Here is a 23814-nt window from a genome sequence, read left to right on the forward strand (position 1 = left end):
CTAAAGCGAAACTTTGTCAGTGTCGTAGCTCTGGCTTGTGCTTTTGTCTGGTTACCAATGTGAAACGTCAACAGCTCCTAGTCGCTTATTAAACGATAACGCTTCATAGCCATCGAAACCACACGGTTCATCGGGCGAAATAAACGACTTACGTTATACTTCAGTCGCTTTCCTAGATGCACATGCAGACAGGAGTACCCTCCATGAAGCTGGCTTATTCCCTTATCGCTCTACTATTGCTGACATTACTTTCCTCCTGTATCGTCAAGCCACAGGTTAACTGGGATTACGACCCACAGGTCAACTGGCCCAGTCTGAAAACTTGGGCATGGCTGGAACCCAAGGGTAAATTCAAAGAGCGTATGATTCATGGCTTTATGAGCCAACGGATTCATCGCGCCGTAGAACAAGACATGGTACTAAAAGGGCTGAAGGAAGTAGCAGCCAAAGATGCGGATATGTTGCTTAGCTGGGGGTTTACGGAAAAAAGACGTCTGCAGGAAACACGCTATAACGCCGGTTTTTCATGGTATCCCTACCCTTGGATGATGAGCAGCTGGCCCACGGAAACGATCATTGATACCTATCAGGAAGGGTATTTAACATTAAACATGATCAATCCAAAGACAAAAAACCTGGTCTGGCAGGGCGTTGCTCGCCATCGAATCACAGGTGCCATGGCTCCAGCAGAGAAAAGAGACTATATTCGAAGTGCAATTAACCAGATCCTTTCGGGATTTCCACCAACACATGCACCATGACTGGCAAAATCAACAAACAAACGCTTTTTATCATACCACCGGTTCTACAAGTGGTATGATAAAGCAGTCTAGACCTGAACAATCACTACTGTCCCCACAAAAGAGACATATTTTTTACCTACGTAGCAATATCGCAGGAACGAACATCAGACGTTCTATAAAAGAGTTTTAACATCTCCTCATTATCAATGGCATACGTCGGATCCCATGCAACACCTGTATATCGAATCGTTACGTCATCTTCACCGAGAACCTTAAAGTAATCGCAACGATAGAGCCCGGGCTCCATTAAGGTCGCAACAAGTACTAAATCCCCGACATTCAATGCCTGAGTAGCACTTCTTCCAACTGTTAATGTTTTCCAGTCATCAACAGAAGCATTATCACTGGCATAATTAACATAACTTATAAACGCTGCACCAAAAGGCAGTTTGACTGTAACATTAGATTGCTGATCAGAATAACTATTGATAGAAAGAAGCAGTAAAAAAAACACTATCCCTTTTCTAAGCATCGAAAAAAGCATAAAGCACTCCTTGTCATTTATATGATTCAACGTGAAAAAACGCACAAAGAAAGATCACACGTCTAAATATCAGACAAGAAAGTATTTAATAAGTTCATACTCTTAGAGAACAATGTCTTATCAACTTTTAATACCCGGCAGAGTGCGAGTACTCTGCCGGGTATTTAGCCTATCAGCTGAAGTCTGTCAGCAGCTCATCCGCTACAGCCAGAACGTTATCAAGCGTGAAGCCAAACTCACGGAACAAATCTTCTGCCGGAGCAGATTCACCGAAAGAATTCATGCCCACGATGCGTCCGTCCATACCGACGTACTTGTACCAGAAGTCAGCGGAAGCCGCTTCAATAGCGATACGGGCAGGAACTTCGAGTGGCAGCACCTGCATACGGTACTCGATATCCTGTGCATCAAACGCTTCTGTTGACGGCATGGAAACCAGGCGTACCTTACGGCCCTGACCTGTCAGCGCATCATACGCTTTGGCTGCCAGCTCAACTTCGGAACCGGTGGCAATCAGGATCAACTCGGGCAGGCCATCGCAATCTTTCAGGATGTAACCGCCACGTTCGATGTCAGCCAACTGGGCGTCAGTGCGTGCCATTGCAGGCAATCCCTGGCGGGAGAAGACCAGCGCCGTCGGGCCATCCTTACGCTCAATCGCGGATTTCCAGGCGACTGCAGATTCAATGGTGTCGCAAGGGCGCCAGGTGCGCATGTTCGGGGTCAGACGCAGGCTGGCCAGTTGTTCTACCGGCTGATGGGTCGGACCATCTTCACCCAGACCGATGGAGTCGTGGGTATATACGAAGATAGAGCGCTGCTTCATCAACGCCGCCATGCGCACCGCGTTACGGGCATATTCCATGAAAACCATGAAAGTTGCGCCGTAAGGGATAAATCCACCGTGCAGGGCGATACCGTTCATCATGGCGCTCATGCCGAATTCACGGACACCGTAGAACAGGTAGTTGCCGCTGGCGTCTTCACGGGTCACACCCTTGGAATCGCTCCACAGGGTCAGGTTGGAACCGGCAAGGTCAGCAGAGCCACCCAGCAGTTCCGGCAATACCGGACCAAAGGCGTTCAGAGCATTCTGGGAAGCTTTGCGGCTGGCAATCTTTTCGCCTTTGGCCTGACACTCACGGATATATTCGGCCGCTTTTTCAGCAAAATCTGCAGGCAGGTCGCCGGCAATACGCCGCTGGTATTCCGCTGCCAGTTCTGGATATTCAGCCTGGTAAGCGGCAAACTGTTCATTCCACGCCGATTCGGCAGCAGCACCTTTCTCACGTGCGTTCCAGTCTCCATAAATAGCATCGGGAATTTCAAACGGGCCATAGTTCCAGCCCAGGCGCTCACGGGTCAGCGCCACTTCATCGTCGCCCAGCGGTGCGCCGTGGCAGGCTTCCTTACCTTCTTTGTTCGGGGAACCAAAACCGATGATGGTCTTGCAACAGATCAGGGTCGGCTTGTCGAGGTTGCTACGCGCCTGTTCCACAGCGGCGCTGATTGCGCTCGGGTTGTGGCCGTCCACACCGGCAATGACTTCCCAGCCATAGGCTTCAAAGCGCTTTGGCGTGTCATCGGTAAACCAGCCTTCGACTTCACCGTCGATGGAAATGCCGTTGTCATCATAGAACGCGATCAACTTACCCAAGCCCAGGGTACCGGCCAAAGAGCATACTTCGTGGGAAATACCCTCCATCATGCAGCCATCACCGAGAAACGTGTAGGTAAAGTGACCTACAATCTCGTGACCGGGACGGTTGAACTGCGCGGCCAGCACTTTCTCGGCCGTCGCCATACCAACGGCATTGGCAATCCCCTGACCCAGCGGACCGGTGGTGGTTTCAATACCGGGCGCATAGCCATGTTCCGGGTGACCGGCGGTCTTGGCGTGCAGCTGGCGGAAGTTCTTCAGGTCATCGATGGTCAGGTCATAACCGGAGAGGTGGAGCAGGGAGTAGAGCAGCATGGAGCCGTGGCCGTTGGAAAGGACGAAACGGTCACGGTCGGCCCAGCCCGGGTTGGCCGGGTTATGCTTCAGGTAATCACACCACAGGACTTCGGCGATATCCGCCATCCCCATGGGTGCACCCGGATGGCCTGATTGTGCTTTCTGAACCGCATCCATGCTCAGGGCGCGGATGGCGTTGGCGCGGTCTTGACGGGTTGTCATTGCGAGTTGGCTCCGATTGAAGACTCTCCGGCGACTTGGTAGAACGCCAGGGCGAAAAAAGAGCGCTATTGTATAGCCTGCACGGCCAAACGTGAACAAACCGACGGAAAGCCGGCGAGTCGGGTTCACAAATTACGCCAAAAGTACCGAAAACACCGCGTAGAGCCGAACACATGCCTCTACCAACTAGACTTGAGTTAATGAATGTTCTCAGTCAAGGCGGTCAGGGACGATGTGGTATTCAGCGGTTAAATGGTCATCCTGTGCGGTTTTCACCGCATTTCTCGGTTTGGTTTCCTTTTCTCACAATGCACTGTCAGCCCCGGCACCCCGTGATGCACTGACACACGATCTCAAGACATCGCTGGCCAAATCCCTCTACCGGCAGACCTATCTGAGTGAACAGTTCCACTTTTACTTCAAAGACAAGCAGGACAAGCTGAGTCAGGGGCTCACCGACTATTACCGCGAAAGCATGGGCGCCAAAGCCAATGATGAGGAATTGGAGGGACTCCTGCAGGCGCTGGACCGTATGATCCGTGACAAAATCACTCTGGAACGCTATGAACAGGCGATTATCGCATCATTGATCAATCATCTCTCTCTGAAGGAACTGGAAACCCTGCATCGCTGGATGGCGGAGCCCATCGCGGAAGCCATGGCTAAGGAACAGCAACACATCATGTCAGAAGCCGGACAGGTAGAAATGGGGGCATTTTACCAGCAGTTATCCAGAATCCCGCTGGATAAGCACCGGGTGGAACAGGTGCAGATTGTTGTCCAGACACTGCATCTGGATGACCTTCAGGCCCAGTTCCTGACCGACGATATCCTGAGTAATATCCGGATGATCAATGAGGTATTACCGACCAGCTTTAACCAGAAAAAAATTCCGGCGCCAGCCAGGCAGGAACTGCTCAGCCACTTCCGGCGCCAGGTACACAACATGAACATTGCCGCTACACTGTTTCTGCTAAGAAAACTGTCAGAAGATGATGTTGATCGTTACATCATGCTGCTGCGCCAGTCTGACGCCATGACCCGGTACCATGAGGCGGTCAGCAAGGCGATTCTGACATTGTCTCACTAAAAACGGAATCGTCTGGAAAACCATTTATTCCGACAGAAACTTCACCACCCAGCGGGCAACCCGACCGGAGTCGACCGGTGCCTGCAGGGAGATCAACGCTTCACGAATCCGATTGGGTGGCATCTGGAAATCCTGACTGCTGATCAGTCCCCGAACAAAACTCAGGCTGAACTCGGGATGCCCCTGAATACTCAGAAAACAATCACCATATTGCAGCATGTAATAGGGACAGAACGCATTCCCCGCCAGTACTTCAGCGTCACCCGGCAGCACTACGACCTGATCCTGGTGAAAACAGGCGAGATCCATCGAATCACACCAAGGCTCCATCCAGGGCTTGCGCTGCGCCACCTGGTTAAAGGCGACCCCAACTCCCCAGCCCCGGTCTGACTTTTCAACTGTTCCCCCCATGGCCTGCGCCATGATCTGGTGCCCAAAGCAGATACCGATGGTCTTTTTTTGTGCTTTGTAGAGGTCTCGGACAAAGTCTTCCAGGCGGGAGATCCAGTCAAGCGGGTCATAGACGCCATTTTTACTACCGCTGATCAACCAGGTATCACACTCATCAGGGCTGTCAGGGAACTGGTTCTCGAAGCAGGTATAGACCGCATACTCCAGCTCAACCCCGGCGCTGGAGAGCAGGGTTTCAATCATTTCAGGGTAAGAACCGTATTCGCTGGCCAGTTCGGGGGTAAAGCTGCCGCATTGAAGAATTCCCAGTTTCACAGGCTCGTTCCCTCCAACGGTTAGGTGCAGATTCCCTGTAGCAGGAATCTTGCCGTTTTCGCATCCTGCCTTTAATCACAAGCTGATCGAGCTCAGTCGTCAACTATTTCTTATCGGCGCAATGACTTTGACCGCCACTTCACATGAGAAACCCCGAAATCTATATCAAATTATTTTGATATAGATTGCAGGCATTGATAGACTTTCTCTCATGACTGCAACCGCCACCCCAATATCCCCACAAACCATAGGGGAACAGGATTTTCAAACACTGGCCGCCTTAAACAAGGCGGCCGGTGATCCATTGCGTCTGGAGATTCTGCGGTTGCTGCGTACGGAGTCCATGGGGGTACTGGAACTGACTGCTGTTTTTGACAGCAAGCAATCCGGCATGAGTCACCACCTGAAGGTGCTTGCACGCACCGGACTGGTCACCACCCGCCGGGAAGGCAATTCCATCTTTTATCGTCGAGCACTGCCGCCGGCAGAGGACAGCCTGGGCGATTACATCCGCGCCCTGTTTCAGGCCATTGACGCCATGCCACTGAGTCAGACGGTGCAGGCCCGTCTGGACGATATCCGGGCACAACGGGGCGAGCAGTCCCGTGCCTTTTTCGCCCGTCATTTCCACGAATTCCGTCGACATCAGGAAATGATTGCCGAGCATGAGCTCTATGCTCGCTCGGTGCTCGACATGCTCGGGAGTATCCAGTTGCCTGCCCATGACACGGCACTGGAGCTGGGCCCCGGCGAAGGCTGTTTCTTGCCAGCACTGTCAAAGCAGTTCCGGCGCGTCCTTGCTGTGGACAACTCTGCCGACATGCTTGATCAGGCCCGGACAACCGCCACCCGCGCGTCGCTGGGTAATGTGGAATTCATCCTGGGTGAAACCAGCGATCTGTTAACCGCTTACCCAAATGCCGTTGACTGCCTGATTGCCAATATGGTTCTTCATCATATTCCCCAACCAGACACCATATTCCGGCATGCCACGGCCATTTTGAAGCCCGGCGGCAGCCTGATCATCAGCGAACTCAGCGCCCATGACCAGCACTGGGTGAGGGAATCCTGCGGCGATCTCTGGCTGGGATTCCGGGAAGAAGAACTGACAGAGTGGGCACAAATGGCTGGGCTCACGACCGGTGAATCGCAATACCTGGGGCTGCGTAACGGCTTCCAGATACAGGTGCGCTGTTTCCGGCGCCCCCAAACCAATACCGTATTCAATGAATAACCTTTCAGAGGACACAGAGCACATGGCTGAATACTCACTGTTCACATCAGAATCCGTCTCCGAAGGCCATCCGGACAAGATTGCCGACCAGATTTCTGATGCGATTCTCGACGCCATGCTGGCGGATGATCCGGAGTCCCGTGTAGCCGTCGAAACCATGGTCAAGACCGGTATGGTCATCGTCGCCGGTGAAGTGCGCACTAACACTTATGTCGACATTGAAGATCTGGTCCGTCAGGTCGTAAAAGACATCGGCTACAACCATGGTGATCTGGGCTTTGACGGTGACTGTGTGGCCGTACTCAACGCCATCGGTAAACAGTCACAGGACATCGCCATGGGTGTGGATGAAACCAGCATCCACGAACAGGGCGCCGGTGATCAGGGCCTGATGTTCGGCTACGCCACCAATGAAACTGATGTGCTGATGCCTGCTCCGATCTATTACGCCCACCAGCTGGTGAAGCGTCAGGCGGAAGTCCGTAAGAACGGCCAGCTGCCCTGGTTGCGTCCGGATGCCAAGAGCCAGGTAACCCTGCGTTACAGCGCTGATGGCAAGCCTGTCGCGATAGATGCGGTGGTTCTGTCCACCCAGCACAGCCCCAATGTCAGTCAGGAAGAACTGCATAACGCGGTACTGGAAGATATCATCCGTCCGGTTCTGCCCGCTGAGTGGCTGAGTTCTGAAACCCGCTACCACATCAACCCAACCGGTAACTTTGTTATCGGTGGACCGGTTGGCGACTGTGGCCTGACCGGCCGTAAGATCATCGTGGACACCTACGGCGGCATGGCCCGTCACGGTGGCGGTGCATTCTCCGGTAAAGATCCGTCCAAGGTAGACCGCTCCGCTGCGTACGCCGGCCGTTATGTTGCCAAAAACATCGTTGCTGCAGGCCTGGCCGATCGCTGCGAAATCCAGGTGTCCTACGCCATTGGTGTTGCTGAACCGACATCCATCAGCATCAACACCTTCGGCACCGGCAAGGTCTCTGATGAGCGTATCGGCGAACTGGTACGCGAACACTTCGACCTTCGCCCGAAAGGTCTGATCCAGATGCTCGACCTGAAGCGTCCGATCTACCAGCCCACCGCCGCCTATGGTCACTTTGGCCGCGAGGAAAAGGAATTCACCTGGGAAGCCACTGATAAGGCCGACATTCTCAAGCAGGCCGCCGGACTGTAAAACGAAAGCCGCACGGGTTTCCCCCAGCGGCTTTTTTTTCGCCTGAACTGCATCAGGCAATGCTAAAAACGAAACAACGAACATGACAACGCCAGAGCTAACGCACTGGCAAAAGGAGATAAACCGATGACCGCCAACCTCAACACCGTGGCAACCTTCAGCGACTACAAAGTCGCCGATATCAACCTGGCGGAATGGGGCCGCCGGGAAATCCAGATTGCCGAAGGCGAAATGCCGGCACTGATGGCCATCCGCAACAAGTACCGTGACCAACAGCCGTTGAAGGGCGCCAGGATCATGGGTTGTATCCATATGACCATCCAGACCGCCGTCCTGATTGAAACCCTGATGGAGCTCGGCGCCGAGGTTCGCTGGTCATCCTGTAATATTTTCTCCACCCAGGACCATGCCGCCGCCGCTATCGCCGCTGCCGGTATTCCTGTGTTTGCCTGGAAAGGAGAGACCGAAGAGGAGTTCTGGTGGTGTATTGAACAAACCATCCAGAAAAACGGTGAACTCTGGGACGCCAACATGGTGCTGGACGACGGTGGCGACCTGACCCTGGTGCTGCATGAAAAATACCCGGAACTGCTGACTCGCATTCACGGCATTTCTGAAGAAACCACCACCGGTGTTCACCGTCTGCTGGAAATGCTGGAAAAAGGCACATTGCATGTACCTGCCATCAACGTAAACGACGCGGTTACCAAGAGTAAAAACGACAACAAATACGGCTGCCGTCATTCACTGAACGACGCAATCAAACGTGCCACAGATCATCTGCTGGCCGGCAAGAAAGCGCTGGTCATTGGTTACGGTGATGTCGGCAAGGGCTCTGCAGCCTCCCTGCGTCAGGAAGGCATGATCGTCAAGGTCACCGAAGTGGATCCTATCTGTGCCATGCAGGCCTGTATGGATGGCTTCGAGGTTGTTTCTCCCTACATCAATGGCGTGAATACCGGCACCGCTGAGTGTATTAACAAGGAGCTGCTGGCAACCATTGACCTGGTGGTGACAACCACTGGTAACGTCCACGTCTGTGACCGCCACATCCTGACATTCCTGAAAAACAGCTGTGTCGTCTGCAACATCGGTCACTTCGACACCGAAATTGATACTTCCTTCATGCGTGAAACCTGGGAATGGGAAGAAGTGAAGCCACAGGTACACAAGGTCTACCGCAACCGCGCCGAGAATGATCACCTGATACTGCTCTCTGAAGGTCGGTTGGTAAACCTGGGCAACGCCACCGGTCATCCTTCACGGATCATGGATGGTTCATTTGCCAACCAGGTACTGGCACAGATTCATCTCTATGAAGCTGACTTTGCCAACCTGCCTGCTGCCGAGAAACCGGCAAAAATCACGGTCACCGTCCTGCCCAAGAAGCTGGACGAAGAAGTGGCCCGTTACATGGTGGAAGGGTTCAGCGGGGTGATCACCCAACTGACGCAGGAACAGGCAGACTACATCAACGTACCGGTCGACGGGCCCTTCAAGAGCGACGATTACAAATATTAAAATCGTCGTTCATAAGGCGCGTCCGACAGGGCGCGCCATCTGCCCATAAAGACCCTAAAAAAATACGAGCAGAGCAGCGAACATGACAACATCAGCAGTAATACCCAGCTCCCCGACAGTCAGCTTCGAGTTTTTCCCCACGAAGACGGAAGAGGGCGCAGCCAAGCTGCTCGCGACCGCACAGAAACTGACTGCCGCCAACCCGGAATTCTTCTCGGTAACCTATGGCGCCGGTGGTTCTACCCGGGATCGTACCCGCAACTCGGTTTATAACATCCGGGAAACAACCTCTGTTCCGACCGCTCCACACCTCTCCTGCGTAGGCGACAGCAAAGAAGATATTCGTACACTTCTGACCCGGTATCAGCAGGATGGCATCCAGCGTATCGTTGCCTTGCGGGGCGATCTTCCGTCCGGCATGGGGCGTTTCAACAGTGGTGACCTGCAATATGCAAATGAACTGGTAGAGTTTATCCGCAGTGAAACCGGTGATCATTTCCATATCGAGGTGGCCGCCTATCCGGAAGTACACCCCCAGGCGCACAGCATGGAAGTGGACCTCCAGAATTTTGAGCGAAAGGTGAAGGCCGGAGCGTCATCCGCCATTACCCAGTATTTCTTTAATGCTGACAGCTATTTCTACTTTATCGAACGCTGTCGCGGTCTGGGCATTGAGATCCCGATTCTGCCAGGCATCATGCCAATCACCAATTTCACCAAACTAGCCCGTTTTTCTGATGGCTGTGGCGCTGAACTTCCCCGCTGGATCCGCAAACAGCTGGAAGCTTATGGCGATGATTCCGCCAGCATCCGCCAGTTCGGAGAAGAGGTGATTACCCGGCTCTGTGAACGCCTGCTGACTGGCGGTGCACCGGGATTGCATTTTTATACGTTGAATCAGGCAGAACCTAGCTTAAAAATATGGAATAACCTATACCCCTGATTCAGTCCGATGTATGGACACTTTTGTTCTCAAAAGTGTCCATACAAATGGTAGCAAATTAGCATTCTTTGCTAATGATTGAAGGTTGCCATCTTATATCCGCATAGCACTCAATAAGATTAACTATCTCGTTATACATAACAGACAAATGCCATTGTCTAATAAGGGAACCATATTTTCTGTTACACATTGAATGCTCGAATTGCATTCACTTCGAGGTAAGACAAATGGCAGCAAGTACAACCCCTGAAAGAATATCCCTAAATAGGTCTTTGGAGGATGTTTCTAATAATCCCCCATCGAATCCCCCCTCTACATTCGCAAACTACAAGGCAAAACGTGAAGAGGACGCACGCGCTTATTATCATGAATTCTATGAATGGAATGGACGTAATTGTTGCCGGGGCACATGGAAATGTCTAAGAGATTTCTTCATTTATCCTATTGTACGTGCCGCTACATTCGTCCTTGGTTGTACGCTTTTACTGCCTTACAGCATCTATTTAGCTGCCACTCGTCAACGACAAACCCTAAATATGCAACAGAGTGACATCACCAGGCAATTCTTAAACGCAACACCTGAGCCAGGTTCCCCCGAGTACATATGGCAACTCCGGATTATTGCACAACAGATCAATGAAGCAGAGAAAAGTGAGTTCAGACGGTGCCTGGATGTCACATGTCCACTGTTATGGCCACTCACAGGTGTTTGTCTGTTAGTCGACAAAGTTGATGCATGGTTCCATGGCCGTATAAGACCTGAAGAGGTTTACCTACACAAGCAAACCACTCCAACCACGCAGCGTGAACGGGAATTATTTGGTTTGCCTGATGAAAACAGAGCAGATGAGGCTGGGGAGCAATTACCCAATTTAGCGTGCAGATCTACCACTACCCAGCGATGAGTCATAATACGATGATTTAAATAGCAATAATCAAAACTGCAGTTGTTTCCAAACGAAAGCTGGAATACCTGATAGCAAACTGAGATGAATTGCTCATGGCTCAATCACGTTAATGTTATAAGATACGCCACAGTGCAATTCTGAAATGTTCTTCCACACATCATGAGAAATCCTAAAATCCACACACCGCAACCGCTGTGTGCAAACCGTGATATAACGCTGACAGACAGCGCCGCCAACCATGTTGGTAAAGTGCTCCGTATGCGTCCTGGGGACCCGCTGATCCTGTTTAATGGCGAAGGCCATAGCTGGCAGGCTGAAATCACCTGTGTCAGCAAGAAACAGGTGGACGTCAAAACGCTGGAACAACTGTCTGGCGATAGCGAATCCCCTCTTCGGATTGAGTTAGGACAGTGCCTCAGCCGTGGCGAGCGGATGGACTATGCGATCCAGAAAGCAACAGAGCTAGGGGTGACAGATATTACTTTACTCTTCAGTGAACGTTGTGAAGTTAAGCTGAGCAGTGAGCGTCAGGAAAAGCGTCTGAACCACTGGCAACAGGTTGCCATCAGTGCCTGTGAGCAGTGTGGCAGGAATCGTGTTCCAACCATCCACGCCCCCGTATCACTGGAGACCTGGATTCAGAATCGCCAAACAGATCTCAATTTTGTGCTGCATCATCGCACCGAAAAACAGCTCAAGGGATTTGAACGTCCTCAGTCCGTCTCTCTACTAATCGGGCCAGAAGGCGGTTTGACCGCAACCGAGATCGAACAGGCTCAGGATCGGGGCTTTCATCCACTGGCGCTGGGGCCGAGGATCATGCGCACAGAAACGGCACCCGTTGCCGCTGCAGCCGTTCTGCAATACCTCTGGGGCGACTGGAATTAAGGCATTGTGAATCAGGCAAATTTTTCTAACTAAACGACAAATTTTAAGCAATTGACCATTTGTTCAAAAAAGCTAACACTTGACGGGTTCAGGGCTATTCCCTGACTGCAGGATGCAATCGCTTTTAAGAACATACCAAGGTATTTCACATGAAAAAAATCGTTTTGACCGCTGCACTGGTTGCCGCTTCTTCCTCCGTTATGGCAGCAGCACCTGGTGGTCCAAGCTGTGGCTGGGGTAACATGCTGTTTGAAGGTCAGTCCGGCACGCCGACTCACGTTATCGCTTACACCACCAACGGTACTTCCGGTAACGCCACTTTCGGCATGACATCCGGTACCAACGGCTGCCAGACCTCAGCACCGTTGACCTACCGCGGCCAGAAGATGATCAATGTGTCTTACATGATGGACGAACTGTCTGAAGACATGGCACGTGGGAACGGTGAAGCCCTGAATGCGGTTGCTGTCATGATCGGTATTGAGCAGGATGACCGCGCACGCTTTGCCTCAGTCACCCACGAGAATTTCAACCAGATTTTCCCGAGCGCTGACGTGACAGCAGAACAGGTTGTGAACAACCTGGCCGTTGTCATGAACAATGACGAGCAACTGTCCAAGTACATTGCTTCCTGATAGCGTTTCATTAATAAAAGACAGTCGTATTTAATTGACGACTGTCTTATGAATAATCTGATTACCCATTCGTCTGATAACAAAGCAACCGGTTCTACCTATCCATGTCGCGCTTTTTGATTTCCGCCCTGGTCAGGCAGCTACCGGCCATGTTGCTGTGCCTGTTTTCTACGACCACTTTTGCCACGCCTGCCATCGAACCGTTGGCGTATTCCACGATGTGGTTAAAGCTTGGGCATTATCACTCCAGCCTGATGAGTCCTTCCGGTTACACCAGTTATGTGGATGATGCTGCGTTTTTCATAAGCAAAGAGGGGGATAATAATCCTCAGGCCGAACTGGCAGCAACAATCCAGTTATTCTCCCAACCGGAACCGCTTTCCGATAGCAAAGCCTGCCGTTTTCAGGCTCGCTACCAGTGGCTGACCGAGCAGGGCTATACCTTCCCTTCACTGTCCTGCCCCGAATACGACAACTGGCGTCAACAACTGCAGGCACATTCTGTCACATTGGCTTTCCCGGCCGCTTATATGAACAGCCCGTCGTCCATGTTCGGGCATACGTTCCTGCGTTTTGATCCGGAAAACATTGCTGAGGATTCCCTGTGGCTCTCCTGGGCGGTTAATTTCGGCGCTACACCGGAGGGCGACGACAACTCCATTCTCTACGCCTGGAAAGGGGTCGCAGGCGGTTATCCGGGCAAGTTTGCCATGATGCCCTATTACCGGAAGCTGCAGGAATACAACCGCTTGGAAAACCGGGATATCTGGGAATACCGATTAAACCTGTCCCCAGAACAGACGGCATTTATCAGCAGCCATATCTGGGAATTGCGGGATATCCGCTTTGATTATTTCTTCATTGATGAAAACTGCAGTTTCCGCCTGCTGGAGTTACTGGAACTGGCCGCCCCCGACCTCGACCTGACCAGCCACTTTCCCGTGGCAGCCATTCCTGTGGATACTGTCAGAACGGTGCTGAATGCCGATCTGGTTGAAAACGTCCATTATCGCCCTTCCAATGCCACGACCCTGCACCACTACCTCGCGCCACTGAGCCCGTCGGAACAGGCCCTGGTTTACGAAATGGCGCTGGATCCGGACTTAATGGATAGCGAGGCTGTCGCCCATTTGCCAGCACAACGACAGGCACGGATGATCCAGTCATCCTACAAATACTTGCGTTACGAGGTAAACAAGCAGTTTCGATCACCCGAAACCGCCGGCAACAGCCTGGCGCTGCTGCGAGGACTGAACCGGCTTCCACCGCATCACATCATCCCTCCGGTGGCACCGGAGAAACCAGAACAGGGGCATGACACATCCATGCTTGCGCTGGGCGCCGGCCACCACAAAGGCCTTGGCAATTATCTTGAGCTTCAGGGGCGCTTCACCTATCACGACCTTTTAGATAATCGTGAAGGCTTCCCGCCAGGCGCAGAGATCACCTTTGGCGATCTGCGCATCAGGGGCTACGAGGACAATTACTGGCAGCTTGAACAGCTGGATATCATCTCAATCCGTTCCCAGTACCCACGGAATAGATTCTTTAAGCCGCTGTCCTGGCAAGTCAAAACAGGACTTGAACGTCAACCCGGATCCGATGGCAAGGAGCACCTGGCAGCCCACCTTAACGGTGGGGCAGGTATCACATTACCGATGACCGCCAATAGCCAATGGTTTGGTCTGGCAACGCTGCGTCTGGAACATAACAGCGGCTTCGATCGCAATATGCAGCTGGCGCCTGGTATCAATACCGGATTCAGCAGCCATAATCCTCTGGGTAACTGGCGACTGGAATGGCAACTGGATCAATTTCTTAACGGCGAGCTGCGTTCAACAGTCACCCTGGGACAACACTGGGAGCTAAACCGTAACAATGGTCTGCGCCTTGATGTGCGCTATGAAGACCAGGATTCATTCAATAACTATGAATTGTCGTTGAGTTGGCGCCACTATTTCTGATCAGGGACGATAATGAAACGAAAGACTCTCTATTCGCTGACACTGACCATGGCCTTGTTGACCAGTTTACTGTCAGGCTGCCAGAACCTGACAGGGCTCTATTTCTTTCCGGAAAGTGGTTACCGGCTCACTCCGGATCAACTTAATCTAGCCTGGCAGCCCGTTGAGTTGAAAACCCGTGACAACATTACCCTGAAAAACTGGTGGCTGCCGGCCCAGCCCAATCCAGACACCGGAGAGATACTGGGCACTATCCTGTTCCTGCACGGCAATGCGGAGAATATCAGTACGCATATTCACAGCATCGCCTGGCTTCCCCGACAGGGCTATAACGTGTTTATGCTGGATTACCGGGGCTTCGGTCACTCAAGCGGTAAACCGAAACTTCCCGAGATTTTTCAGGATATTGACGCCGCCGCCACCTGGCTGCTGGCACAGGAGAGTGTTCAGAAAAAGCCTCTGTATTTACTGGGTCAAAGCATCGGCGGTGCACTGGGCGCCACATGGATCAGTCAAACCCGTGAACAGGATGCGTTCAGCGCGGTTGTACTGGATGCACCGTTCGCCAGCTGGCCAGGCATGGCCCGCTATGCCATGTCCCGTCAATGGCAGACCTGGCCCTTGTTACCGGGCACCTACCTGGTACCCGCCCAATGGGATGCCGAGAAACATATTGAGAAGCTCAAAAAACCGTTATTGGTGATTCACAGTATTGAAGACGAGATCATTCCCACAGCCCAGTCCCGAAAGGTGTACGACAAAAGCCACGCTCAAAAGCAGTGGCTGGAGGCAAAAGGGCCGCATATCGCGACCTTTGGTCAGCGGGAGAATCGAAACGCCGTCTTACAATTTCTACAGGAACATCGCGATTAAAAACGGGCCGTACGCTTAACTGCTTACCGCCATGGCTTCATCAATCCCTGCTTCAATACCGTCAAGATCGGGAATAACTGCAGGCGTTCCATGGACAATGACGCAGGCTTTCTCGTATTGGCCTGGCTCCTTGTCACGGTGAGAGATGTCAGCGGGTACAACACTTAATGGATGGGGTATTCCCTGAACAACCAGTGCGTAGAAGCATAAATCACCCTTCTCACTGACACGGTTCATAATAGCAAAGCGGGCGTTATCACGGCCCTCAGGCAAAGCTTCGCCATTAGCGCGTTCAAACGATACGACCGGAATCGTCTGATCACGCCAGCTGATCCTCCCCAATAACCACTCGGGGCCTTCTTCCAATCCTTCCAACGTTGAAAAAGGAATCATTTCAGCCAATGCCGCACTCGGCACCAGCAGGGCACTTCCCGACATTGGGATCAGTAACGCTGACAAGGTTTCCTGACTGTGACTCATGATCCTGTCCTGTTTACGGTTATCATCTGAGTTATGCGGGACATTCTTCGCGCTTTACTGCAGTCTGGCGAGCAATGCGGCTCACCAACCGCTGCGCCAGTTGCTCGGGCGTACCGGAAAAATCGCTGAAACCGGCCGATTGTACTGCGCCGGGCATTACATCACTGACGGCACTGTCCAGACATTGCGTCCAGACAGGCAGCCCCTCCTGTCGATACCGGCCCGCCTCAACCAGACCATCTTCCCCCATACCGGAAAAGATAATCGCACCACTGACCGACCAGGCCAGACGCGTCAGCGCCATCACTTCATCAATAGACGGGCTGTAAGGGCCGCCCCATCCCCGTCTGAGCAACCGAACACGCCGATTGTCGTCAATATCCATGGCCTGCTCCACCGGCGCCAGCAACACTTCCCCCTGATGGATCTGCTGCCCCTCATCCGCAGTGACCACATCAAAGGGGCTGTGTCGTGCAATTGTCGCGGCCAGCACCTGTGCAAAAGCCCTGTCGATATGCTGAGCATAAATAAAGGCCACCGGCAAATCTTCAGGCAGGCTGTCCAGAAAGACTTTCACGGCTTCCGGTCCGCCCAGCGACGCCCCGAGCACCCAGACTTCATTCGCCGGTTTATGACACGTTCCTTGACGGGAAGCGGGCTTCAAAGGCCATGGCAAAACCTTGCCCTGGCCTTTGGATTGATCTGCTATTTTCTTTGGCGTTTCCGGAACGAACACTTTCAGTTTCGTTAATAAACGACGTTGCCAACGTGAATAATCTGGCGTGTTTCTGGCTGGCGCCTTTCCAAGGCCGTAAAGCACCGGCGCCAGGGAAAGGTCTGGCAATGATTCCAGCAGAAAGTCACGATTATCCTCATCTTCCAGATCAACAACCCAGAGACTGACCCGATCATCTTCCAGCGCTCGGGTCGTACATCCGTCCGTTGCCAGCGTGGCAATAACGGGATAACCCGCTTCCATCAACAACGTGCGTATGGCATGTCGCTGCAACGACGTATCCGCAATAATGCCGACGCCGCTACGCTCAGCCATAGACACTGACCAGCCCCTCGATGGCTTCCAGCAACGGCCCTTCCTGGAAAGGCTTGCCCATGTAATCGTTGACACCGATCTCCATGGCGCGCTGACGGTGCTTGGTGCCGGTTCTGGACGTAATCATGATGATCGGTATGCCCGACAATGCAGGATCGTTCCGCACCGCCGTGGCAACCTCAAAGCCGTCCATTCTCGGCATCTCAATATCCAGCAGAATCAGGTCAGGCCGCTGATCCTGCAGCAGAGCCATGGCTTCCACACCGTCTCGTGCCACCAGCGTGTCGTAGCCATGCCGTCCCAGCAGTCGTGTGGTGACCTTACGGACGGTGACGGAATCATCGACCACCATGATCAATGCTTTCTCTTCATGGCTGTCCAATACAGCAACAGGCTCGGCAGCCTTGGATTCATCGGTAACTGTACGCGCCAACGTCCTGAGCGCCAGCGCCACCACATCCAGAATGATTACAACCCGACCATCACCCAGAATCGTAGCGCCGGAAATGCCGGGCAATTTCGCAAACTGCGGCCCCAGGCTTTTCACGACGATTTCCCGGCTGGCTGACAGACCATCAATCTGCAATGCGACACTGGTGTCTCCGGAATGCACCAGCAATACCGGTACATCCTGTGTCATCTGCGACAGCGAAGGTTGGCCTTTGCCGAACATTTCGCCGAGATAATGGAGTCGGTAGCTGCTCCCGGCATACTCGAACAGGCCACTGTCATAACCGGCCTGCAGGTCTTCCGGGCTCACACGCACAATACCCTCAATGGTATTGAGTGGGACGGCATACACTTCTTCACCCTGATTCACCATCAACGCCCGATTGACGGAAAGGGTAAAGGGCAGACGCACCTCAAAGGTGGTGCCAGCATCCTGATCAGAATGAATATCCAGACGACCACCGAGCTGCTTGAGTTCGCTGTTCACCACATCCAGACCGACCCCTCGGCCGGAAATCTGGGTAACTTTTTCCGCCGTACTGAAACCGGGCTCCAGTATCAGTCGGGTGACGTCAGCATCGCTCACATCCGCGCCGGATGCCAAGAGTCCACGCGCCAGCGCTTTCTCCCTAATAGCATCGGGATTCAGTCCTTTGCCGTCGTCACGGAGGCTCAGAACAATATCACCACCTTCACGGCCGAACACCAGACTGATCTGACCCGTGGCGGGTTTGCCCTTGCGGGTGCGCTCATCCGCACTTTCGATACCGTGGTCAACCGCATTCCGGAGCATATGCTCCAGTGGCGCCAGCATCCGCTCCATGACGCTACGGTCCATTTCGCCCTCAGCATTTTCTACCTTGAGTTCCACGTCCTTGCCCAGCTCCGATGAGACCTGACGGACAATCCGGCGCAAGCGGGGCAGCAGACGGGAGAAGGGCACCATGCGGGTCCGCATCAGCCCTTCCTGCAACTCGGTATTGATGCGGGCCTGCTGGGTAATCAGGGTTTCGGAATCCCGGTTACGGTCTGCCAGGGCATCCTTGAGATCCATCAAGTCCGTGGCCGATTCCACCAACGAACGCGACAGCTGGGTCAGTTCGGAATACTGATCCATTTCGAGCGGATCAAATTCAGGATGGTCCGCCAGCTCACCTTCATGGCGGGAGAGAATCTGGCTCTGGGTTTCAATATCGAGACGGCGCAGCTGCTCCCGCAAACGTTCGATAGTGTCGTGCATTTCCTGAAGGGTATAGCTGAAATCACTGATCTGCTGCTCTATCCGCGCCCGGCTGATACTGGTTTCACCGGCCAGATTAACCAGCTGTTCCAACAGCTCTGCAGGTACGCGCACCATTTCACGGGCAGACATTTCAACCGCGTTATTGCCCCTAGCTTGCCCTGATGCGAGAAAAGCCGGCGCCTTGATGAACGACACTTGATTATCATCAGGCTGCGGGAACGAGAGAACATCCGCAATTTTTCGTTCCGCTTCAACCGACTCAGAAGCATCTGAAGCTTCCGGTACCGGTGCAGTCGTAGAGGGTTCAACAGACTGCCCGAAGCTGGATGCGACATTCTCAACCAGACGTTGTAGCTGTTCAGCATTCGTAGCCAGTTCACGAATCTCGCCTTTACTGATACTGCCTTTCTGCTGCAGTCCTTCAACCACCACTTCCATCTGATGACTGGCATCACCCAGCTCAACCAGGCCGGCCATCCGGGCGCTGCCCTTGAGGGTATGGAGCGCCCGCATCAATTCCTCTGCCGGCATCATGTCAGCGGTATCGGACTGCCAGGCAGCCATCTGCTCCTCAACCTGTTCCAGCAGGTCGGTTGCCTCTTCCAGGAAGATACCGGCCATTTCCGGATCCAGTCCATCGGGCAGTGCAACCGATACAGGCTCGGGGGCTAACGGCTGACGATTCTCCTGCATCTCTTCTGTTGGAAGATCGTCGTCGGTCTTACCGTCCCTGAACTCATGAATCAGGATGCGCAGGTCTTCAGCTGAACGGCACACATTGTTGGAGCGCAGCTGGCTGAGCATTTCATCCAGAGTGTCATGGGTGCGCAACAAGAGATTGATCAATTCCTGTGAAGCAGAAAGCCGCGCTTCACACAGATCTTCATAGAGATACTCCAGCTCATGTCCCAGATCACCGATGGCAGTGACACCCGCCATGCGCGCACCTCCCTTCAAGGTATGGAGGTGACGCTGAAGTGACTGCAGGATATTCTTGTCGTCTGAATATTCCAGCCAGCGGTAAAGGTCACGTGACGCCTCTTCGAGGATATCCGTTGCCTCATCCAGGAACAGGGCAATAAGCTCCTGATCCATATCATCAGACGCGGCATCACCCACTGCGCTGGTCTCAACAAAAACAGCATTTTGATTATCGGTTGCCGCCGGAACACTGTCCTGCAGCAATACAGCAATCCGATCCAGCAACAGCTGAGAACCGGTCGGAGTCTGCTGGGCTGCCAACTGATCCATCATGGCAATCAGGTGTTCATGACTATCCCGTAAGAGCTGTACGAGATCATCATCCATCACAATCTGGCGCTGCAGAATACACTGATAGAGTTCAATGAGACTGTCGGCCAGTGTCGCCAGCGGCTCAATATCTACCCGTTTCGCACTGTCACTCACCGTAATCAAGGCATTGAGTAGTGCCTGGGCAGTCTCCGTATCCTGTTGATGATTCCAGTGAACCAGTGTGTCATTGGCATCCAGAAGCAGATCGACGCCTTCAGCCAGAAACAGCGCAACGGATTTCGGCGCCTGTCGAGCACCCGAGACCGACTCTTTCTCATCGATATCCGTTAAGCGTTCAGACTGCAGCAGTTGTATCTCATGAATAAGTTCATTCGCACCCGCCAGTGGCGATAAGGGATTGGCATCTAACTGATCCAGACCATCCTGTATCAGCAGGCCGCCACGATTGAGTAAGGCCAGTACAGGCTCATCTGCCACGATATTGTGTGCCTGGAATGCCTTGATCATCTTTTCCAGCGGTATCACTACATCTGCCACTGGCGTGATACCGGCCATACTGGCACTGCCTTTCAGGGTATGAAGTGATCGCTGCAGATCGTCACTGATAGTCAGGGCAACCTGTCGTTCATTCGATTCGGCAATAAAATCATTAATGACCTGCAGATGAACGACAGCTTCCTTGCGGAAGATATCCAGCAAATCCGCGTCTGATTCTGATTGCTCAGCATCGTCATCATCTACGATATCAGGCAAGGAAGAAGCAAGGACTGCTTCGACCGGTGTCCAGCTTTCACTTCGGGAATAACAATCCGCTTCATCCATCAGGGACTGGATTTCCGGCGATAAGATCTGTTGTTTTTCAGCAAAAGCCGCAATCGTTGAGGGAAGCACCGCAATCACACGATCAACCAGTGAAACCAGCGTATCGGTGGGATCAATAGAACCATCGATGACCCTGTTGAGCATGTTTTCGATGCTCCAGGCCAACTCACCGACAACCGTAGCACCTACCATACGACCACTGCCTTTCAGTGTATGGAACCCCCGACGGAACTCTGCCAGTGAATCCGCATCGGTACGATCCGCCTGCCAGCGAGGGAAATATTCAGCGAGGGTTTCCCGAACCTCCTGAGCCTCTTCTATAAAGACTTCAAGCAGTTCGTCATCGATCAGGTCGTCGGTTTGCTCTGACGTTGTACTCTCGACCGGCTCAGGAGAGACAGCCAAAGGCTCATCAGAGGCCAACACAATCTCTTCAGCAATCTCATCGGAGGGTGCGTCCTCAACCGCACTCCCAGGACGGTAACCCAATCGATTCAGGCTCTCATCCACAACATCCAGAATGACATCCCCTTGGCTTTGGCGGTCATCCAAAAGACGTTCAAGGAAATATTCAACCCCGGTAATGGCATCGGCCAACGTATCCAGCGCCTGCCAGTCTGGCTCTGCCCGGCCACTTAACAGTTCCTGTTCCACATACAGTGAGGCAGAAGCCACCTGCTGTGCGGCACGCTCCAATGGAATCATGGCCAGACCGCCACGTACACTGGCCAACACATCGGGTACCGGCGCCAGACAGCGGGTATCCCATTGAGACGCGATATAGTCGACAATAGCGTCCTTCGCCTGCTCCAGTCCGCTGCGGGCTTCCTGAATAACCGCCTGATGTGCACTGGAAAGATCTGCTTCCGGTACCGCGGAGTCATCCACGGAGGCCGGTTTTTCCTGCGCCATGCCGGCTAACGTCGCCTCGGCATAAAGCAGACTGCCGGCCACGTCCATCAATACATTGCCGTCATAGCGATCCTCATTCACCATACGGTTCAGGATATCGACCTGATCCTGAATCACCTTGCGGGGAATGCCCAGCCCCAGAACACCCATGGTGTCGGCCACCTGGCTGAGCACCGGTAGCTGCGCTTTCACCAGTTCACGATCATTGCCCGGGCTGCGGACATAAAGATCCAACGCATCCTTGACGGCCATCAGCTCATCAGACACCGCCTTGATCACCGATGACATCGCAGCATTGTCCGGCCCCTGCAGACGCTGACGCTGACGCTCCATTGATACGGTATTTTCATCCGGCAGGGCATCATTGAGCTGATATTGCGACTTAATGGCTGTTGTCATTGCGCCTTGAGAACTGGAGCGGGCTACGTAATACAGCAGATTTTTGAGCAGATCCTCCGGAACCGCTCGATTAACAGCCACTTCCCCTTCCTCTATCAAGCAACGAATTTCCGCATCTACCTGCCGTAACAGGTTCCGCACTGTCGATGTATTTTTACAGCCACCTGTCGAGAGACTTTCCACTAACGCAGAAACTACTGGCCACAACTTCCCCGCCGGAGAACCTTCCAGCAGCGCTTTAAGACGCTCAGAGACCTTCAGGAGATACGCCAGGTTCTCTTCGGTTTTGAGTCCCTTGATGTAGCCAACCAGTGCCATCTGGTACATCTGGCGCAGCTTTTTCAGAAAAGCCGGGAGTTTCGGGGTCCTGAACGGCTTGAGTTGTTCGCCAATCAACGCAGGAACCGGCTCACCCAGCTGCGGCTTGAACAGGGAGGTTTCAGACAACAGACTCTCACCACGGGCAGCCCGCAAGTCATTGAGTACCGGCATCACCACGACCGGCAGATCCCGACGTCCACGATAAACCTGTTCAAGATAAGGGGGAATCTGCAGGATGGACTGCATCAGCACTTCCAGCGCTTCATCCCGATTCGCGACCGCCCCTTCCAGCAGGGCGCGGGTCAGCGCTTCCATTTCTTCCGCCAACAGGGCCGCACCATAGAACTCCACCATGGTCAGCGTGCCGTGGACCTGATGGATATAGTTCAGGCAGAAACGCAGTCGGGTATCATCCTGCTCGCCGGACTGCACACTGTCGACATACGCTTCCAGCGACTGACGCGCCTGTGTCAGGGTGTCACTGATCTCACCTTTCACCCAGTCCAGGGCGACGTAATCGTGGTGATCCCCCATAATGTCTCCCGTTGGTTGCAGCCCTGCTGCACCTAAGTTATTTACTGCAGGTCACGCCAGTCCGGCGGTAAAAAGCCAGTACCTGGTCATTGTTGACCTGTTGCAGATCCGGATGCGTCCAGTCTGTCATTTCGCCCGGGCCCAGAATCAGGAGTCCGTTGGGCGCCAGCCGCTCCGCCAGTTGTCCAAGAATGATCCGCCGGCGCCAGGGCCTGAAATATATGAGCAGGTTCTGGCAGAAGATGACATCCATATTGCTCATGGGCGCCCGCTCCAGATCCAGCACATTGACACGGGTAAAGCAGACCCGTTCCCGCAACAAAGAGCCTATTGTCAAGGCTTCGCCCGAGCCGTCTTCAAAATAGCGCTGCTGTAATTCTGTTGGCAGATCGCCCAGACGCCGCCGGGCATATTCACCTTGACGGGCATGGGCCAGCGCCTTGAGACTGATGTCGGTGCCCGTCACGCTGTAACGAAGCACCTGTTCGCTTTGGCGCAGCAACTGACAGACCGTCATAGCCAGTGACCAGGTTTCCTCACCGGTGGAACAACCAACACTCCAAAGTTCCAGACCTGACTGCTGTTTTTCAGCAATGCGCTTTTCAAGGAAGGACGTCATCAATTCAAACGACGGCTGGTGCCTGAAAAAGCGGGTTTCATGCACCGTCAGACGTTCAACCAATGTCGTCCATTCCAGCGATCCGTCCGGCGCCGTGACCCGCTGGTAATACGCGTCATAATCATTCAGTCCGAGCTCACGCATCCGGCCGGCCAGATTGGCCTGCAGGATAGAGCGACGCTGCCAGCTGAAATGGTTGCCGGTACGACCCTCAAGCAGGTTCTGCCACTTGTCGTACTGTTCCGGCGTCATTTCCGGCACGGGCTGCACTGACCAGCCAGGCATGGACATATCA

Annotated in this window: 18 protein-coding genes; 11 read left to right on the forward strand and 7 right to left on the reverse strand. The window is 53.3% G+C overall.

Annotation, left to right across the window (positions count from 1 at the left end; genetic code table 11):
* The first annotated feature begins 203 nt into the window (after positions 1–203).
* Entirely contained in the window at positions 204–761 is a 558-nt protein-coding gene (locus tag ABD892_RS22515) for a DUF4136 domain-containing protein (RefSeq protein WP_345198456.1), read from the forward strand.
* A gap of 118 nt (positions 762–879) precedes the next feature.
* Here ABD892_RS22515 and ABD892_RS22520 read toward each other — a convergent pair whose 3' ends face one another.
* Positions 880–1287 carry a hypothetical protein gene (locus tag ABD892_RS22520; RefSeq protein WP_345198457.1) on the reverse strand — a complete coding sequence of 136 codons (408 nt, stop codon included), beginning with the start codon at positions 1285–1287 and terminating at the stop codon, positions 880–882.
* Positions 1288–1459: 172 nt separating this feature from the next.
* Positions 1460–3466: a transketolase gene (gene tkt, locus ABD892_RS22525; RefSeq protein WP_345198458.1), complete on the reverse strand. Its 2007-nt coding sequence runs from the start codon at positions 3464–3466 to the stop codon at positions 1460–1462.
* 232 nt (positions 3467–3698) lie between these two features.
* On the opposite strand from tkt, the gene ABD892_RS22530 reads away from it, so the two are divergent.
* Positions 3699–4556, forward strand: a complete 858-nt coding sequence (locus tag ABD892_RS22530; RefSeq protein WP_345198460.1) for a hypothetical protein — start codon at positions 3699–3701, stop codon at positions 4554–4556.
* Positions 4557–4580: 24 nt separating this feature from the next.
* Here the strand turns inward: ABD892_RS22530 and ABD892_RS22535 are convergent, their stop codons facing one another.
* Positions 4581–5282, reverse strand: a complete 702-nt coding sequence (locus ABD892_RS22535) for a type 1 glutamine amidotransferase (RefSeq protein WP_345198461.1) — start codon at positions 5280–5282, stop codon at positions 4581–4583.
* 211 nt (positions 5283–5493) lie between these two features.
* On the opposite strand from ABD892_RS22535, the gene ABD892_RS22540 reads away from it, so the two are divergent.
* The 9 genes from ABD892_RS22540 to ABD892_RS22580 all read left to right on the forward strand — a co-directional run bounded on the left by ABD892_RS22540 (position 5494) and on the right by ABD892_RS22580 (position 15434).
* The gene (locus tag ABD892_RS22540; protein WP_345198462.1) at positions 5494–6516 is read left to right on the forward strand and encodes an ArsR/SmtB family transcription factor; all 1023 of its coding nucleotides are present in this window, start codon (positions 5494–5496) and stop codon (positions 6514–6516) included.
* Positions 6517–6538: 22 nt separating this feature from the next.
* The gene (gene metK / locus ABD892_RS22545) at positions 6539–7702 is read left to right on the forward strand and encodes a methionine adenosyltransferase (RefSeq protein ID WP_345198464.1); all 1164 of its coding nucleotides are present in this window, start codon (positions 6539–6541) and stop codon (positions 7700–7702) included.
* 126 nt (positions 7703–7828) lie between these two features.
* On the forward strand, positions 7829–9223 hold the full coding sequence (gene ahcY, locus ABD892_RS22550; protein WP_345198465.1) for an adenosylhomocysteinase: 1395 nt from the start codon (positions 7829–7831) through the stop codon (positions 9221–9223).
* A gap of 82 nt (positions 9224–9305) precedes the next feature.
* Positions 9306–10166, forward strand: a complete 861-nt coding sequence (metF, locus tag ABD892_RS22555; RefSeq protein WP_345198467.1) for a methylenetetrahydrofolate reductase [NAD(P)H] — start codon at positions 9306–9308, stop codon at positions 10164–10166.
* A 227-nt stretch (positions 10167–10393) separates the two neighbouring features.
* Positions 10394–11071: a hypothetical protein gene (locus ABD892_RS22560; protein ID WP_345198468.1), complete on the forward strand. Its 678-nt coding sequence runs from the start codon at positions 10394–10396 to the stop codon at positions 11069–11071.
* Between the two features lie 162 nt (positions 11072–11233).
* A complete protein-coding gene (locus ABD892_RS22565; protein WP_345198469.1) occupies positions 11234–11962 on the forward strand; it encodes a 16S rRNA (uracil(1498)-N(3))-methyltransferase in 729 nt (242 codons plus the stop codon).
* A gap of 149 nt (positions 11963–12111) precedes the next feature.
* On the forward strand, positions 12112–12597 hold the full coding sequence (locus ABD892_RS22570) for a DUF3015 domain-containing protein (RefSeq protein WP_345198471.1): 486 nt from the start codon (positions 12112–12114) through the stop codon (positions 12595–12597).
* A gap of 104 nt (positions 12598–12701) precedes the next feature.
* Positions 12702–14561 (forward strand): Lnb N-terminal periplasmic domain-containing protein, encoded by a 1860-nt coding sequence (locus ABD892_RS22575; RefSeq protein WP_345198472.1) that lies wholly within the window; start codon positions 12702–12704, stop codon positions 14559–14561.
* 12 nt (positions 14562–14573) lie between these two features.
* Positions 14574–15434, forward strand: coding sequence for an alpha/beta hydrolase (locus ABD892_RS22580; protein WP_345198473.1), 861 nt, complete (start codon positions 14574–14576; stop codon positions 15432–15434).
* Between the two features lie 15 nt (positions 15435–15449).
* Here the strand turns inward: ABD892_RS22580 and ABD892_RS22585 are convergent, their stop codons facing one another.
* From ABD892_RS22585 to ABD892_RS22600, 4 genes are read right to left on the reverse strand one after another with little or no spacing between them, the layout of a single operon-like run.
* Positions 15450–15914, reverse strand: coding sequence for a chemotaxis protein CheW (locus ABD892_RS22585; RefSeq protein ID WP_345198474.1), 465 nt, complete (start codon positions 15912–15914; stop codon positions 15450–15452).
* Between the two features lie 31 nt (positions 15915–15945).
* The gene (locus ABD892_RS22590; RefSeq protein ID WP_345198475.1) at positions 15946–16965 is read right to left on the reverse strand and encodes a chemotaxis protein CheB; all 1020 of its coding nucleotides are present in this window, start codon (positions 16963–16965) and stop codon (positions 15946–15948) included.
* Positions 16958–22900 carry an Hpt domain-containing protein gene (locus ABD892_RS22595; protein WP_345198476.1) on the reverse strand — a complete coding sequence of 1981 codons (5943 nt, stop codon included), beginning with the start codon at positions 22898–22900 and terminating at the stop codon, positions 16958–16960. Before ABD892_RS22595 ends, ABD892_RS22590 begins: the two co-directional genes overlap by 8 nt.
* Before the next feature lie 37 nt (positions 22901–22937).
* The gene (locus ABD892_RS22600) at positions 22938–23804 is read right to left on the reverse strand and encodes a CheR family methyltransferase (RefSeq protein ID WP_345198477.1); all 867 of its coding nucleotides are present in this window, start codon (positions 23802–23804) and stop codon (positions 22938–22940) included.
* Positions 23805–23814: the final 10 nt, after the last annotated feature.

This window comes from Kistimonas scapharcae (genome assembly GCF_039540975.1).
GTDB lineage: Bacteria > Pseudomonadota > Gammaproteobacteria > Pseudomonadales > Endozoicomonadaceae > Kistimonas > Kistimonas scapharcae.